Genomic DNA, 15,296 nt, shown 5'->3' with positions numbered 1-15,296 from the left:
GACAACAAATCTATCAACCAGTTTCCCCAAAAAAGACCATTCATAGACCTGTTTGCTTACGAGAATTACGGGAAGCGGATATCCCTGCCGGTCAAGCTCATTGCGCCTTGATGGTTTGCCGTTCTTCTCCCATATCAAAGGAAACGATAGAATGCCCCGTCGACTCCAGCAAGCTTCGCAGCGATACCCATAGGGCTCCGTTTTGCGTGTAAAAATGCGCCTGTCTGACCGTTTCGGGTTTCCCCGCCGCTTTCGAGGCTAAAGTTCCCCTACGAGGATCGGCGGCTACCCGGACGTCTCCCCAATGGATGAGCGCGGTCCGGCTCTCTCCGTCCCAAGCCACCCTAGCGCCGAGCCTTTCCAATGTCGAACGCAAAGGCACCATGTACTGTCCTTCGATAAGCCTGTATTCGCCGGCGTCAAGCTTCGTTTCTACCCCTCCCGCTTCCACAAACAACGGCTCCCCCGGACCGAACAGCGCCGCATTCGGCGTAACGTGCGTTTCGATCCATTCGGCGGACGGCGACAGTTTCTTTTTGCCCTTGGCCGGGTCGGCCAGGCTGAATGTCACCGGCTTTTGCTCCGGGGATAGCGACTTGAAAGCATAGCCGTGTTTCTTGTAAAAACGGATGATTTCCGGCAGCGCTTTGACCGATCCTTCATGCCCGGTACCGTCATGCAGAAGAACGATCATCTCATTCGCGAGCTTCTCCGCAGTGGCATTTTTGACGATTTCGGCAGCCGGAACCCCTTTTCGCTTCGAATCCCCGCTGTCCACATTCCAGTCGAACACTTTATAACCGCCCTGCTCGAGCAGATCGAAATAGGTTTGATCAAAATGGCCGTAGGTCCCTCCGGGAGCGCGAACCATGGACGGACGCTCTCCGGTGATTTCCCGCAAAATCTCCTCGGTCCGTTTGATCTGATCCCAAAAACGGGGGAAGCTGCTGTACAAATCGTCGTATTCATGATCATAAGTATGGTTGCCGATGGCATGCCCGGCTTCCGAAATGCGCCGAATGACTTCCGGATATTTCTGGGCTTGCTCGCCGAGCACGAAAAACGTGGCTTTAATTCCCTCTTTCTCCAGGATGGATAACACTTCGTCCGTCAGTTTGCTCGGACCGTCGTCGAAGGTCAGGTAGACGATCTTCTCTTGCTTGGGGGCGGGGGTCCCCTTTTCCGTCTCCAACTTCGTCTTCGTCGTGTCCGCCGCTTGCATCTTCTTGGCAGACGCCAGCCGGACTTCCTCTGCCTTCTTTTCCTGATCTTTCGCACCCGGGGAGGAAATCCGGTCTTTGCTAACGGATGCCTCTATCTTCGTGACGGGCGTCGGCTCGGCTCCCTTCGCCGCTTCCGCCAAAGAACGCGCCGAAACCGCAGGTACGGCATTCTCCCGTTCGCCGTACACCAAAACCGCGGCCGCCAGCACGATTAGCGCAACGAATACCATGAACGTCTTTTTCAATCCGGATATCCGATTTCTTCTTCTCATTTATTTCTACCTCCGCCGTTTATATCATTATTTTGGCTTTCTGGTAGATTGTATGAAGGTAGAAACGGAAATAGACTTCTTTTATATCTCTAGATTTCCTTGACGGCCTCCACGACTTGATCCGCATGTCCCTTCACTCTGATGCCCCGCCATTCTTTGACGAGGATTCCGGCCTCATCGATCAGGAACGTGGAGCGCACGATCCCCTCGTATTCCCTGCCGTACAGCTTTTTGAGCTGCCAGACGCCGAACATCCGGCAGACTTCGTGGTCTTCATCCGAAAGCAAAGGGAACGGCAGATTCTGCTTCTCCCTGAATTTGTCATGGGATTTGACCGGATCCCCGCTAATGCCGATAACCACCGCCCCGAGCTTCTGGAGCTCGCCGCTTCTGTCGCGGAAATCGCAAGCTTCCTGCGTGCAGGCCGGTGTCATATTTTTCGGATAAAAATAAATCACGACCTTTCGCCCGCGGAAATCGCTCAGCGCGATCTCTCCCCCGCCGCTCGCCGGGAGCCGAAAATCGGGGACGGGTTGTCCGACCGCCATCAGTTTCTCTTTACTCATATTTCTCTCCATCTCCTTCATTCTGTTGCATTGTTTCGAATATGTTAAATTGATTGTAAATATAAAAGAAATTATAATGTAATGATATGAAGACCAAACAATATATGAAGCGAAATCATTCGTTTTTACCGAAAGGACGTACAAAATGACGAAACGCACAAAACGGGCGATTCTGTGGTCGGTCATTGGAGTGCTGGTTATTGCCGCCGCACTTGTCGCCTATTATTTTATCGCCATCTACAATCAAGTGGACAATTTTCAAAAAACGGGCGAAGATTCTCCTTTTTATAATGTCCAGCCGACGGAAACCAAAGTCCCCGAACCTCCGAAGTGGGAAGGTACCGAGCGCGTCAACATTCTGCTGATGGGCGTCGATGCCCGGGGCCTGAAAAAAGGGGAAATCCCCCGCTCCGATACGATGCTGGTCGCTTCTCTCGATCCGGTAGCGAAAAAAATCGACCTGTTCTCCATTATGCGCGATACGTACACCGAAATTCCGGAACACGGATCCGACCGGATTAACACGGCGATTACGCACGGGCCGAACACGGCGATGAAGGCGGTGTCCGATCTGCTCGGCATCCCGATTCAATATTACGTCTACACGGACTTCCAAGGGTTTATCGAATTGGTCGACGCGGTTGGCGGAGTTGATTTTTACGTGGAAAAAGACATGCATTACACCAGTAAAGCGGACAACCACGAGTACGATATCGATTTGAAAAAGGGGCAGCAGCATCTGGACGGCAACACGGCCCTGCAATATGTACGGTTCCGGCATGACGCCATGAGCGATTTCACGCGGACGGAGCGTCAGCGCAATTTCCTGAAGGCGGTCGCCGACAAGTTGATTTCGACTACCTCCATTATGAAACTGCCGACGATTTTGGAGAAGGTGAATCCTTATATTGACACAAATTTGACAATCGAGGACATGTGGAAGCTTGCCACGGTGGGCTATTCCAGCAACATGGGCTCCAGCGAACAAATCCCTCCGATGGAACTGCTGGTGGAGAAAAAAATCGGCGGTTCGGATGTCCTTGGGGTTCGCAACGAAGAGGAGCTTAAGGAATACGTGCAGGAAGTATTCACCCGGACGGGAACGGAAAATACCGGGGACGACGGCGCGGCGACGGAAGACGGATCTACCGGAACGTCGGCGGGCACGGCGGACGAATCGGCGAGCGGTTCAGCGAACAACGAGAGCGGACAAACGACTTCCACCGGTCCATAAGGGCCGGTCGGGAGCCGCAGAACCTAACCCGAAAGGACGAAACACGAATGAATCGAAAACAATCCGAGCTTCTGTACGAAGAAGCTTTAAAACACATTGTCGGCGGCGTCAACAGCCCTTCCCGCTCTTTTAAAGCGGTTGGCGGCGGGGCGCCCGTCTTTATGAAAAAGGCCGAAGGCGCGTACTTTTGGGACGTGGACGGGAACCGTTACGTCGACTATTTGGCCGCCTACGGGCCGATCATTACGGGCCATGCGCATCCGCATGTGACCAAGGCGATTCAGGAAGCGGCGGCCAACGGCACGCTGTACGGTACGCCGACCGAGCTGGAGATCCGGCTGGCCACGATGCTGAAAGAAGCGATCCCGTCGATGGACAAGGTCCGCTTCGTCAATTCCGGCACGGAAGCCGTCATGACGACGATCCGCGTGGCGCGTGCCTATACGAAACGGAATAAGATCATCAAATTCGCCGGCTGTTATCACGGCCATTCCGACCTTGTGCTGGTGGCCGCGGGCTCCGGCCCATCCACGCTCGGCATTCCGGACAGCGCCGGCATCCCGACAAGCATCGCCCACGAGGTCATTACCGTACCGTTCAACGACGCGGATGCGCTTGGCGATGCGCTGGAAACCTGGGGCGACGACGTGGCCGCCGTCATGGTCGAGCCGATCGTCGGCAATTTCGGCATGGTGATGCCGCAGCCGGGCTTCCTCGAGGAAGTTTGCCGGCTGGCGCGGTATTACGGCGCCCTCGTCATTTACGACGAGGTCATTACCGCCTTCCGCTTCCATTACGGCTCGACGCAAACCTATGCGGGTCTGGCCAACCACGACCTGATCAAGCCGGACCTGACCGCCCTCGGCAAAATCATCGGCGGCGGCCTGCCGATCGGGGCTTACGGCGGCAGCAAGGAGATCATGGAGCAGGTCGCTCCGCTCGGCCCGGCCTATCAGGCGGGGACGATGGCCGGCAACCCGGCGTCCATTTCCGCCGGCATCGCCTGCCTGGAGGTGCTTCAAGGCGACGGCGTTTATGAGGAAATGGAGCGCCTGGCGGTCAAGCTGACCGGCGGCTTGGCCGAATCGGCCGCCCGTTATGGCGTGCCGCTCACGATCAACCGGATTCGCGGGTCGTTCTCGACCCATTTCTGCGACCATCCGGTCACGAATTACGACGAAGCGCAGGATACGGACGGCGAAGCGTTCGCCGCCTTCTTCCGCGCCATGCTGAACCGGGGCGTCAACCTGGCACCGTCCAAGTACGAGGCGTGGTTCCTGACGACGGCGCACACCGATGCCGACATCGACTTCACGCTGGAAGCGGCGGACGCGGCGTTCAAGGAGATTAGCGGCAAGTAATCCGACTGGCCGCGATCTAAGGAAAGGTGCACTTGCCCTCCCTTCGCTAACGAAACTGTGTAGTCTTATTTTGCATTATTGAGCCCTTTTTGGAATCTAAGGAAACGGTGTAACGCTATTTCGCAAAAACAAGCCCTTCGGGGGCTTTTTAACCCAAATAGTGTTCTCTAGTTTCCTTAGAAATTCAAAAGGGCTCTTTTTGTCCAAATAAGGTCCCTCTGTTCCGTTAGCCGGCCGGGCACTCGGGTCATCCCCTCGCTAAAGAAACTGTATGGTCTTATTTGGCATTTTTGAGCCCTTTTCGGAATCTAAGGAAACATAGTAACGCTATTTTACTAAAATGAGCCCTTCGGGTCCCTTTTTAACCCAAATAGCGTTCTCTGGTTCCGTTAGAATTACAAAAGGGCTCTTTTTGTCCAAATAAGGTCGCCCTGTTCCGTTAGCCGACCGGGCACTCGGGTCACCCCCTCGCTAAAGAAACTGTATGGTCTTATTTGGCATTTTTGAGCCCTTTTCGGAATCTAAGGAAACAGTGTAACGCTATTTTACTAAAATGAGCCCTTCGGGTCCCTTTTTAACCCAAATAGCGTTCTCTAGTTTCCTTAGAAATTCAAAAGGGCTCTTTTTGTCCAAATAAGGTCGCTCTGTTCCGTTAGCCGGTTCGGCACTCAGGCCCTTCCTTCGCTAACGGAACTGTGAAGTCTTATTTGGCATTTTTGAGCCCTTTTCGGAATCTAAGGAAACGGTGTAACGCTATTTAACTAAAATGAGCCCTTCGGGTCCCTTTTTAACCCAAATAGCGTTCTCTAGTTTCCTTAGAAATTCAAAAGGGCTCTTTTTGTCCAAATAAGGTCGCTCTGTTCCGTTAGACGTTTCGGGCACATGGGTCCTCCCCTCGCTAAAGAAACTGTATGGTCTTATTTGGCATTTTTGAGCCCTTTTCGGAATCTAAGGAAACGGTGTAACGCTATTTAACTAAAATGAGCCCTTCGGGTCCCTTTTTAACCCATATAGCGTTCCCTGGTTCCGTTAGAATTTCAAAAGGGCTCTTTGGGGCCAAATAAGGGCCCTCTGTTCCGTTAGCCGACTGGTTACACGGCCTCTCCCCTCGCTAACGGAACTGTGAAGTCTTATTTGGCATTTTTGTGCCCTTTTCAGAATCTAACGGAACTTAGTAACGCTATTTAACTAAAATGAGCCCTTCGGGGGCTTTTTAACCCAAATTGTGTTCTCTGGTTCCGTTAGAATTTCAAAAGGGCTCTTTGGGGCCAAATAAGGGCCCTCTGTTCCGTTAACCGGCCGGGCGCACGGACCGACCTGGGCACACGCGAGCCTTAGCCGCAATAGCCTCCACACGTTTCCTTAGCCGCCGGTCGTATACAACACAAACAAGCAAAGAGCCTTCCCCTACTCAGGGGGAAGGCTCTTTGCGCATCGAAATCCCATGTGCCCCGTGGAACTGTCGGCGGAGTTATATGTCCGGGCGGATAGGCGGTACCGGTTGCAGTATGAGCGATGACACAGGTACGAACCGCCCTTGATCAGTTTGAGCTGCTGCGACTCGGAATCGAGCCCGAGATTCCCCTGCCGGTCATCATAAGCGTCGGAACTCCACTCCCAAACGTTCCCCGCCATGTTGTACAGTCCGAACGCATTGGGCTCGTAACGATCGACCGGCGCGGTTCCGATATATCCGTCTTCGGCGGTATTGAGATGCGGAAACTCGCCCTGCCAAATGTTGCAGTGATGCTTTCCGTCCTGGTGAAGCTCGCTGCCCCACGGATATTTCCGGTCCGTGACGCCGCCCGCGGCGGCATATTCCCACTCCGCCTCGGTCGGCAGGCGTTTCCCCGCCCACCTGGCATAGGCCAAGGCATCGTTCCAGGAGACATGGACGACCGGGTGGTCAAGCCTGCCCGAGATGCCCGAGTCTTTTCCTTCCGGATGCCTCCAATCGGCTCCCCGAACGCCGTACCACCAAGGCGTATTTTCGGGTACTCCGACAATATCCTCCTTGGCAACATCACCGGCCAACAAATGGAACACGAACGACCAGCCATATTTCTCGGCTTCGGTTTCATAACCCGTAGCCTCTGCAAAAGCATGAAACTGCGCATTCGTCACCGCATATTTGTCCAAGTAAAACGATTCTACCCTTACCCTCAGCCTGACCTTCTCCCCGTCCGACTCCCAGCTTTCCTCATCACCCGAACCGAGCAGAAATTCGCCGGCGGGGATGTATGCCATCCCTGCAAAGGAATCACTACCGCTTTCCTCTTCCCCTTGCCTGATATCAATGGAGCCGGCGCTTTTCGTTCGGATCATCAATACGCTTCTTCCCGCCGCACAGCAAGATTTAACTTGATCGGACTGCATCTTTATCTCGTTCACGCCTGAGAAGGAGTCGGCGATGAAAGGAGCTCGCTGGATTCGCCCTCCAGGTTTTTAGGCACGCTTTTACCGACAGTCACGCGGCGCACGACCCGATGCTCGGTATAATCATCCACCGCATAGTGCTGCGTGGCCAGGTTATCCCAGATCGCCACATCGCCCTCGCTCCATTGCCAACGGACAGTGTTTTCAGGACGCGTCACATAGGACTGGAAGGTGCCGATCAGCGATTCGGATTCCCACGAAGAGTGTCCGGACAGTCTTTGCGCAAAGTTGCCGAGCAGCAAATGCTTCTTCCCGGTTTCCTCGTGGACATGAACGACGGGATGCTTGGTTTTGAAAACGATGGAGGCGAAGGAACTGCGGAATTTTTGAACCTGTTCGTCGTCGGCGCCGGGCAATTTGCCCGCCGTCAGCTTGGCGTAATCAAACTCGTTGGAGTGGATGCCCCAGCTTGCGTCGGCCAATCGCTTCAGGCCTTCCGGCAAATCCTCATAGGCGGTATTCGTGTTGGCCCAAATCGTATCCCCGCCTACTTCCGGAATCGTCACCCCGCGGAGCACGGAATATTTCGGAACCTCCGGCACGAAGGTTACGTCCGTATGCCATTGGTTAGCCCGGGCTCCCGTATGGGAGTCGAGCTCCAGAATCGAGTTCGTATTATTTTTTACCGGAACGGTCGGATGGGCGTACAATTCTCCCAGTTGGCGTGCAAACGCCTCTTGTTCCGCATCATCCAAATGGGTTTGCCCCCGGAAAAAAATCACTTTATGTTCATGCAGCGCCCGTTTGATTTCTTCAAGCAGCTCCGGTTCCAAATTCGCGCCAAGCTTCACGCCTTCAATCTCCGCTCCGATCCGTCCAGCCACCGGCTTTACTTTGATTTGTTGTTCGGTCGTCATCGTCATTCCTCCCAAATTTGGATGATAGGATAATCACAAGCACCTGCTCGGGGCATAAAAAAAGAGATCCGGCGGGAGCTTATCTATCCGCTAGTGCGGGCTCCGCGCCAAATCTCTGCTTATGCAGTCGATCCTGCAACATGTGACTATTCTTTGAACCGTATCTTAGCAGGGAGGAAAAATGGATGTCAAGCATTATTTTTATTATACCGATGAAATTAGTTGGTATTTAGTATTGCTTCCGGAATTAAGAAGTGATAAATTAATAACAATTCTAAACCACGCAACATCGGATCGACTGGTCAAACTGGAGATTCGGCAAAAGGACGGCGATATTCGGCCGCTTTGCCGAGTCTCCTTTTTTTGTGTTCCATTACATTTCGGAAAGGATGAAAACGATATGGTAGCCGCACTGGAAATTCAACAGGTCAGCAAAACGTTTCAAAGCGATCAAGGAGGAATCCATGTCTTGGACCAATTGAATCTCTCGGTTCAGGAAGGCGAATTCGTCAGCGTGATCGGGCCTAGCGGTTGCGGCAAAAGCACGCTGCTAAAGCTGATTGCCGGGCTGGATCCTGATTATCTCGGCAACATTGCCGTAGGAGACCGGGAAATCCACGGCCCCTCCATCGACAGGGGCTTTATTTTTCAGGAGCACCGGCTGTTTCCCTGGCTTACGGTGGAAAAGAACATCGCGGGCAACCTGTCCCTGCGCAACCCCGAGGTGCGTGCCAAGGTCGATGATCTGATCGGGCTCGTCAACTTAAAGGGCTTCGAGAAAGCCTATCCGCGCCAATTGTCGGGAGGCATGTCGCAGCGGGTGGCCATTGCCCGGGCCTTGCTGCGCAACCCGAAAGTGCTGCTGCTGGATGAGCCCTTCGGCGCGCTTGACGCGTTTACGCGGGCCCATTTGCAGGAGGCGCTGCATCAAATCTGGGAGACCAACAAAACGACCATGGTGCTCGTCACTCATGACATTGACGAATCCGTCTTTCTGTCCTCCAAAGTCGTCGTGATGGATGCCAAACCGGGAAGGATCAAAGCCGTGGTGCCGATCGACCTGCCCTATCCCCGCTTGCGGACGAGCAAGGCGTTTCAGGAATTCCGATCCGTCATTTTGGAGCACTTGGAGCATAAACCGGCCGAGCCGGAAGATTTCAGCATTTAATTTGCCAACTTATCGATACGATAATGAGAGGAGCCGCTTCATGACGACCATCACCCTTGCAAAAAAGAAAGAAATTTCCGCTAAACGGAAAAGGAGACTCGACGCCCGCGGGCTCGTCGTATTTCGTGCCCTCTTCCTGCCTATCGTTGTACTCGCGGGCTGGGAGGCACTCACCAGGCTTCACGTTTTGCCCGCCCTGCTGTTCTCCTCCCCTTCCCTCATTTTCGCTCAGGCGATCGAGCTGATCTCCAGCGGAAAGCTGTGGGAGCACTTGGAGATCAGCCTGGTCCGCGCCCTGCTCGGATTTCTGCTCGGGGGAGGGCTGGGTCTGGCGTTCGGCATTGTCGTCGGGATGAACCGCAAGTCCGAGCAGTATATCAACCCGACTTTTCAAATGATCCGCACCATTCCGCTGCTCGCCATCACCCCCCTGTTCATTCTCTGGTTCGGATTCGGGGAGCTGTCCAAAATTTTGCTCATCTCGCTGGGAGCGTTCTTCCCGCTGTATTTGCAGGCTTTTCTCGGCGTCCGGAATATCGACAACAAGCTGTTTGAGGTCGCCCGGATTATGGAGTTCACGCGTTTGCAGCAGATCACCAAGCTGATGATTCCCTCCGCGCTTCCCAACATTTTGCTCGGAATCCGGCTCTCCTTGAGCGTGGCATGGATGTGCCTTGTTGCCGCGGAGCTGCTGGGGGCGGAGAAAGGCATCGGCTATATGATTCAGGACGCCCGCTCATTTATGAAAACCGATGTCGTTTTCGTCGGAATCATCATCTTCGCTCTGGCCGGCAAGCTCTCGGATTCTTTGGTCCGCGTGCTGGAGGAGCGGCTGCTGAAATGGCAGGACAGCTATAAAGCTTAACGGTCGGGTCGGAAGTAGTAGATAGAAATCCCGTTTCATTTGGACGCAGCTCAAGCGAAAGGCTTGAGGGCGTCCGTTTTATTTTGTCTATGATCTAGCGTGAACGGGCATTTGGCGCCAATAGTATACAAATTGATACTACATAACACGAATGTGCGTACTATTAAAGTCGAAACATATAAATTATACTTCCGATATCAACCAAAACCATATCTACAATCAAAGGAGAGAAGAACCATGTCGAAAGAGAAAATGAGAGCCGTAGGTCTATATAAATATTTGCCGGTGGAGGACCCTGAAAGCTTGCTCGACCTGGAGGTCGACAAACAGGTGCCGACGGGCAAGGATTTACTGGTAAACGTTAAAGCGATCTCCGTGAATCCGGTGGATTACAAAGTTCGCTCACCGAAAAACCGTGAGGAACGCGAGCCCAAGATCCTGGGCTGGGACGTAGCCGGCGTGGTCGAGCAGGTCGGTCCGGATTGCACGTTGTTCCGTCCCGGGGACGAAGTCTTCTATGCAGGCAGCATAGCTCGTCCAGGGGGGAACAGCGAGTTCCATCTCGTGGACGAACGGATCGTAGGAACGAAACCGGCCACGCTTGGTTTTGCGCAAGCGGCGGCATTGCCGTTAACGTCGATTACGGCTTGGGAAAGCTTGTACGACCGGTTGGGAATATCCCAGGACCCTGCAGCCAACGACGGCAAAACCATTTTGATCATCGGAGCCGCGGGCGGTGTCGGATCGATCGCAACGCAATTGGCCAAATACTCCGGCCTGACGGTAATCGGCACGGCCTCCCGGCCCGAATCGGCCGAGTGGGCGAAAAAACATGGCGCCGATCACGTCATTAACCATTTCGAAGCGTTCTTACCGCAGTTGAAGGCGGCCGGCTTCGACCAAGCGGACTATGTGTTATGCTTAAACAGTACCGAAACACACTGGACGAATATGGCCGAGGTCATCGCCCCGCAAGGCAAAATATGCTCCATCGTCGAAACGGATGAATTGCTGAACCTGACCTTGCTGAAGAACAAAAGCGTTACGTTCGTATGGGAGCTGATGTTTACCCGGTCCACGTATCAAACCCCGGACATGATCGAGCAGCACAGACTGCTGAACGAAATCGCCCGTCTTGTGGATGAAGGCGTGCTTCGTACGACCACGGCCGAAACGCTGGCGCCGATCAATGCGGCGAACCTGCGCAAAGCGCACGCCATGCTGGAAACGGGCCGGACGGTCGGAAAGGTGGTTTTGGAAGGCTTTTGACAAGTAACCTGAACGGAGGAGCAAAAAACCATGAGAGACCGAAAGAGTGGATACGGGTTTTGCCCCAACGACGAAGCTTGTCCGGTAGAGTTCACGCTGGACGTCATCGGCGGCAAATGGAAAGGCGTGCTGCTTTATCACCTGATGTCGGGCCCAAAGCGCTTTAACGAATTTCGGAGAATATGCCCGTCCATTACGCAGCGCATGCTGACCTTGCAGCTTAGGGAACTGGAGGAAGACGGGGTCGTCCACCGCGAAGTCTATAACCAGGTTCCCCCCAAGGTGGAATACTCCCTTACCGATTTCGGCAAAACCTTGATTCCCATTATCTCCGCCATGAAGGACTGGGGAGAGGTTTACAAGCAGACCCACCGAAACCGTACCGGGCTTAGCGAACAAAATACTTAGTACCGAAGGAAGGGTTGTACCATGGTCGGTTCCAGAGAGAAATTCGATGCGTTAATCATCGGCTTCGACAAAGGCCTTCGATGGCCGAGACGTTGAACGATCTGCTGAGCGCCATAGAATAGCTCGTTCGGCTCCCGGCAACGGCATCTATTAAAATGGCGCACCGATCACGGGAATCGGCGCGCCATTTCATTACTTCCTGATGTTGTTAATGTACGTATTATCCACGCTGGGCTTGACGTCCAGCTTGTCGGTCAAATATCCGAGTTCGGTCAATATATCCGCCGAGCTTTGCAGCTGATTCAGAATCTCTTCGGTAGGCGGATTGTTCTCGAACTTGGCGTTCGATGCAAAAGTCTCGACCAAGGCCCGGTCGCGCCCGGAGCTTTTTACCGCCAATTCGATAAACTCCTCATGATTCTCCTGTTCCAGTTCCAATGCGCGGTCGATCACCTTCAAAAAGATTTCCACCGCCTCCGGATGCGCTTTGGCGAATTCCCCCCTGGCGATGTAGAAGGTCGGGGACACGATGTTTAACGATTCGCCGGAAGCGACCAGCTTCGCGCCGTTCTGGCCTATTTCAATTTGGGCAAACGGATCGGCCGTCACCCAGGCATCGAGCTGTCCCGTCTGAAACGCGGGTTGGGCGTCCGTAATAGCCAAATTGACGGCTTTGACGTCATCCAGGGTCAGACCTGCCGTTTGCAGCGCTTTAAGTAGAAACACATGGTGCGAGGTGCCCAGCTGGACCCCGATCTTTTTGCCTTTTAAATCCGCAATGTCTTTAATTTCGCTTTTCCCGGGGACGATCAAATAATTCACACCGTACAGTCCGTTCGATAACAACGAGACCAGTTTGACGTCAAGCTTGTTGTTGATCCCCGACAAAATCGCCCCTTCCCCCAGCACGGCCAAATCGATGCGCTTGGAGGCTAACCCTTCGTTAATCGGCGGCCCCGCCGCATGATTCGACCATTCCACGTCCGCGCCGATCTTGGCAAACTCTTCTTCCAGCCATCCTTTTTCCTTGATGACATTCAGGTTGGACAGCCCCATATTGGCAACGCTGATCGTATATTTGGCGCTGGCCTTCCCTTCCGTACCGGTGTTCGAAGAAAGACCGCAGCCCTGAAGAATGAGCAAGAAAGCCGATATAAGTGTCAGGATGGATATTTTTAGTTTGCGAGATTTCATAAACAGACCCCTTTTCGTTTAAGCATGTTAAGCCCGACTCGATCAATCTGCAGCCAATTCCGCAGCCGCCTCGGCTTCCCGATTGCGGACCAATTGCGGAAGGGTGACCCGAACCTCTTTGATTTCACCCGTAAAAACAAACGGTGCCTCATAGTTGTCGTTCACCGGCGTCAGCGTGCTTTTTCCGACCGAAAAAACGCCCGGTCCCGGGATATATCCGACTTTGGCGATATGTCCTTCGCCGGATAGCAGCTGATCGACGTACAGTTTTGCGGAATGGTCTTCCGCATTAAACTCGAATCCGACCGTCACCCGCCCTACCGGAAGTTCTTCGGCGGACACGATCACGTGATGCTGCTCCCCGATGTAGTTGGAGTGGTAGATGAGCCGGTTATTCTGAACATAAAGAGCAAATCCGCCGAATTTGCCTCCGCTGGCTAGAATGGCTCCTTCTTGGTCCGCCGATGTCCGGACAAGGTCCGCTTCAATGGAATGCGTTTGCTTCGGGCTTAAAACCGTGTAATGGTGGAAGCCTCCCGGAGCGGGATAGTACTTGTAAGTTACCGTTTTTGCTTCCGCGTCTTTGCCGGAAGATCCTGTGAATTTCCCGAGCAGGCCCCGGCCGTCCAGCGGAAGGACACCGTATTTCTCCGCCTCTTGCCACCAGATGCCGATCAGCTCCCGGAGCTTCTCCGGCTCCGCATCCGCAAGATCGTTATTCTCCGAAAAGTCATGTTCCACATGGTAGAGCTCCCAGCGATCATCGTCGAACGAAGTACCGGGAATATGGTATGTAACGGCTTTCCACCCTTCATGGTAAATCGCACGGTTACCGACCATTTCGTAATACTGGGTCGTTCTGCGGCTCGGCTCCGACGGCTCCCCAAAGCTGTACGACAGGCTGACGCCCTCGATCGGCTTCTGTTTGACGCCTTTCAGTTCGGAAGGAGACTCGATCCCGGCCAGCTCAAGAACGGTAGGAACGACATCGATCGCATGATGGTACTGACTGCGAATCCCTCCGGCATCCTTGATTCGATCCGGGTATGAAATGATGAACGGATCCTTGACCCCGCCCGCGTGAACAAAGGTTTTGTACCATTTTAGCGGCGTGTTTCCTACCTGGGCCCAGCCGACCGGATAATGGTTGTACGCCTCCGGAGTGCCCAGCTTGTCGATATGGATAATTTCCTGCTCCGCCGTTTCCGCCGCTCCGTTGAAATTTTTATACTCGTTCCAGGTGCCGGTTTGCTGTCCTTCCGGGCTCGCTCCATTGTCGGAAACCAGCACGATGATCGTATTGTCGAACTCCCCGAGCTCGCGGAGAGTATCCAGAAAACGGCCGATATGATAGTCCGTATGGTCCAAAAAACCGGCGAACACTTCCTGCATTCTGGCGAACAGCTTCTTCTCGGTATCCGTCAGCGAGTCCCATGGCTTTACGCCCGGATTGCGCGGCGGAAGCTGCGCGTTTTGCGGAATGATGCCGAGCTTCTTCTGCCGGCCGAACCATTCTTCCCGTGCGACATCCCAACCGCGGTCATACTTGCCGGCATATTTATCGATGAATTCCTTCGGCGCATGATGGGGAGCATGGGTCGCGCCGTAGGCAAGGTAAAGAAAGAACGGTTTTGCCGGTGCCGCGCTTTTGTGCTCGCGGACATATTTGATGGCTTTGTCGGTCAAATCCTCGGTTAAATGATAGCCCTCCTCCGGTTTCTTCGGCGGATCGATATACTCGTTGCCCGAGACCAGATCCGGATTCCACTGATTCGTCTCGCCCCCGAGGAACCCGTAATAACGCTCAAATCCCCTGGACAGCGGCCAGTGATCGAAAGGACCCGCCAACGTTCTCTCGCTGGACGGCAGCAAATGCCACTTTCCTACCGCAAACGTTGCATACCCTTCTTCTTGCAAAATTTCGCTCAGCAGCGCCGTTTCCTTGCTGACCCGCCCCCGCGCGTTCGGGAAACCGCTGTCCAGGTCGGCCAGAAATCCCATCCCCGCCGAATGATGATTTCTTCCCGTAAGCAGGCTAGTTCGTGTTGGAGAGCAAATCGCCGTCGTATGGAAATTGGTATAGCGCAGGCCGCCTTCCGCGAGCTTGTCGATATTGGGCGTGGAAATGTCCGATCCGTAGCAGCCTAAATGCGAATAACCCGTATCGTCCAAGACGATATAAACCACATTAGGCGCCCCTTCCGGCGGTCGCTTGTTCTCCGGCCACCAAGGGGTGCTGTCTTCATAGTACGGTGCGATGACTCCCTGAAACGATTGTTCATTGGACATGTTCCCAACTCCTTATTCAATTTCTGGCTCGATCGCCAACAAAAAAAGAGATCCAGACGGGAAGGCTTGGGCCTGCTCGCTGAATCTCTGGTTAACCAGTCGATTAATCATCAACGTTATTTTTTTGTCGGGATGAACATGGGTTTGAATGAAT

12 protein-coding genes are annotated in these 15,296 nt (G+C 53.7%); 6 read left to right on the top strand and 6 right to left on the bottom strand.

The annotated features are described in order from the left end of the window. Positions 1-97 precede the first annotated feature (97 nt). Positions 98-1,495: a polysaccharide deacetylase family protein gene (locus ACSFXJ_RS03975; RefSeq protein WP_435923942.1), complete on the bottom strand. Its 1,398-nt coding sequence runs from the start codon at positions 1,493-1,495 to the stop codon at positions 98-100. An 89-nt stretch (positions 1,496-1,584) separates the two neighbouring features. Then, the gene (gene bcp, locus ACSFXJ_RS03970; protein ID WP_435923941.1) at positions 1,585-2,061 is read right to left on the bottom strand and encodes a thioredoxin-dependent thiol peroxidase; all 477 of its coding nucleotides are present in this window, start codon (positions 2,059-2,061) and stop codon (positions 1,585-1,587) included. Positions 2,062-2,206: 145 nt separating this feature from the next. On the opposite strand from bcp, the gene ACSFXJ_RS03965 reads away from it, so the two are divergent. Then, the gene (locus ACSFXJ_RS03965; protein WP_435923939.1) at positions 2,207-3,295 is read left to right on the top strand and encodes an LCP family protein; all 1,089 of its coding nucleotides are present in this window, start codon (positions 2,207-2,209) and stop codon (positions 3,293-3,295) included. Between the two features lie 47 nt (positions 3,296-3,342). Beyond that, a complete protein-coding gene (locus ACSFXJ_RS03960; RefSeq protein ID WP_435923937.1) occupies positions 3,343-4,656 on the top strand; it encodes a glutamate-1-semialdehyde 2,1-aminomutase in 1,314 nt (437 codons plus the stop codon). Positions 4,657-6,063: 1,407 nt separating this feature from the next. Here ACSFXJ_RS03960 and ACSFXJ_RS03955 read toward each other — a convergent pair. Together ACSFXJ_RS03955 and ACSFXJ_RS03950 are read right to left on the bottom strand one after the other, a co-directional pair. Next, positions 6,064-6,981, bottom strand: a complete 918-nt coding sequence (locus ACSFXJ_RS03955) for a formylglycine-generating enzyme family protein (protein ID WP_435923936.1) — start codon at positions 6,979-6,981, stop codon at positions 6,064-6,066. A 62-nt stretch (positions 6,982-7,043) separates the two neighbouring features. Then, positions 7,044-7,949: a TauD/TfdA dioxygenase family protein gene (locus ACSFXJ_RS03950; protein ID WP_435923933.1), complete on the bottom strand. Its 906-nt coding sequence runs from the start codon at positions 7,947-7,949 to the stop codon at positions 7,044-7,046. Between the two features lie 400 nt (positions 7,950-8,349). Here ACSFXJ_RS03950 and ACSFXJ_RS03945 point away from each other — a divergent pair, with 400 nt between their 5' ends. The 4 genes from ACSFXJ_RS03945 (at position 8,350) to ACSFXJ_RS03930 (ending at position 11,659) form a co-directional block, all read left to right on the top strand. Continuing rightward, positions 8,350-9,117, top strand: coding sequence for an ABC transporter ATP-binding protein (locus tag ACSFXJ_RS03945; RefSeq protein WP_435923931.1), 768 nt, complete (start codon positions 8,350-8,352; stop codon positions 9,115-9,117). A 40-nt stretch (positions 9,118-9,157) separates the two neighbouring features. Further along, positions 9,158-9,982 (top strand): ABC transporter permease, encoded by an 825-nt coding sequence (locus ACSFXJ_RS03940; RefSeq protein ID WP_435923929.1) that lies wholly within the window; start codon positions 9,158-9,160, stop codon positions 9,980-9,982. Between the two features lie 237 nt (positions 9,983-10,219). Then, on the top strand, positions 10,220-11,251 hold the full coding sequence (locus tag ACSFXJ_RS03935) for a zinc-binding alcohol dehydrogenase family protein (RefSeq protein WP_435923928.1): 1,032 nt from the start codon (positions 10,220-10,222) through the stop codon (positions 11,249-11,251). Between the two features lie 30 nt (positions 11,252-11,281). After that, positions 11,282-11,659, top strand: a complete 378-nt coding sequence (locus ACSFXJ_RS03930; protein ID WP_435923927.1) for a winged helix-turn-helix transcriptional regulator — start codon at positions 11,282-11,284, stop codon at positions 11,657-11,659. 192 nt (positions 11,660-11,851) lie between these two features. On the opposite strand, the gene ACSFXJ_RS03925 is transcribed toward ACSFXJ_RS03930, so the two are convergent. Together ACSFXJ_RS03925 and ACSFXJ_RS03920 are read right to left on the bottom strand one after the other, a co-directional pair. Then, positions 11,852-12,853, bottom strand: coding sequence for an aliphatic sulfonate ABC transporter substrate-binding protein (locus ACSFXJ_RS03925; protein WP_435923925.1), 1,002 nt, complete (start codon positions 12,851-12,853; stop codon positions 11,852-11,854). A gap of 42 nt (positions 12,854-12,895) precedes the next feature. After that, positions 12,896-15,142 (bottom strand): sulfatase-like hydrolase/transferase, encoded by a 2,247-nt coding sequence (locus ACSFXJ_RS03920; protein ID WP_435923924.1) that lies wholly within the window; start codon positions 15,140-15,142, stop codon positions 12,896-12,898. Positions 15,143-15,296: the final 154 nt, after the last annotated feature.

The sequence above is a fragment of the Paenibacillus salivarius genome, from assembly GCF_051307165.1.
In the GTDB taxonomy this organism is placed as follows: domain Bacteria; phylum Bacillota; class Bacilli; order Paenibacillales; family Paenibacillaceae; genus Fontibacillus.
Note: the sequence above shows the minus strand (reverse complement) of the source record. Positions and strands in the feature narration are given on the sequence as shown.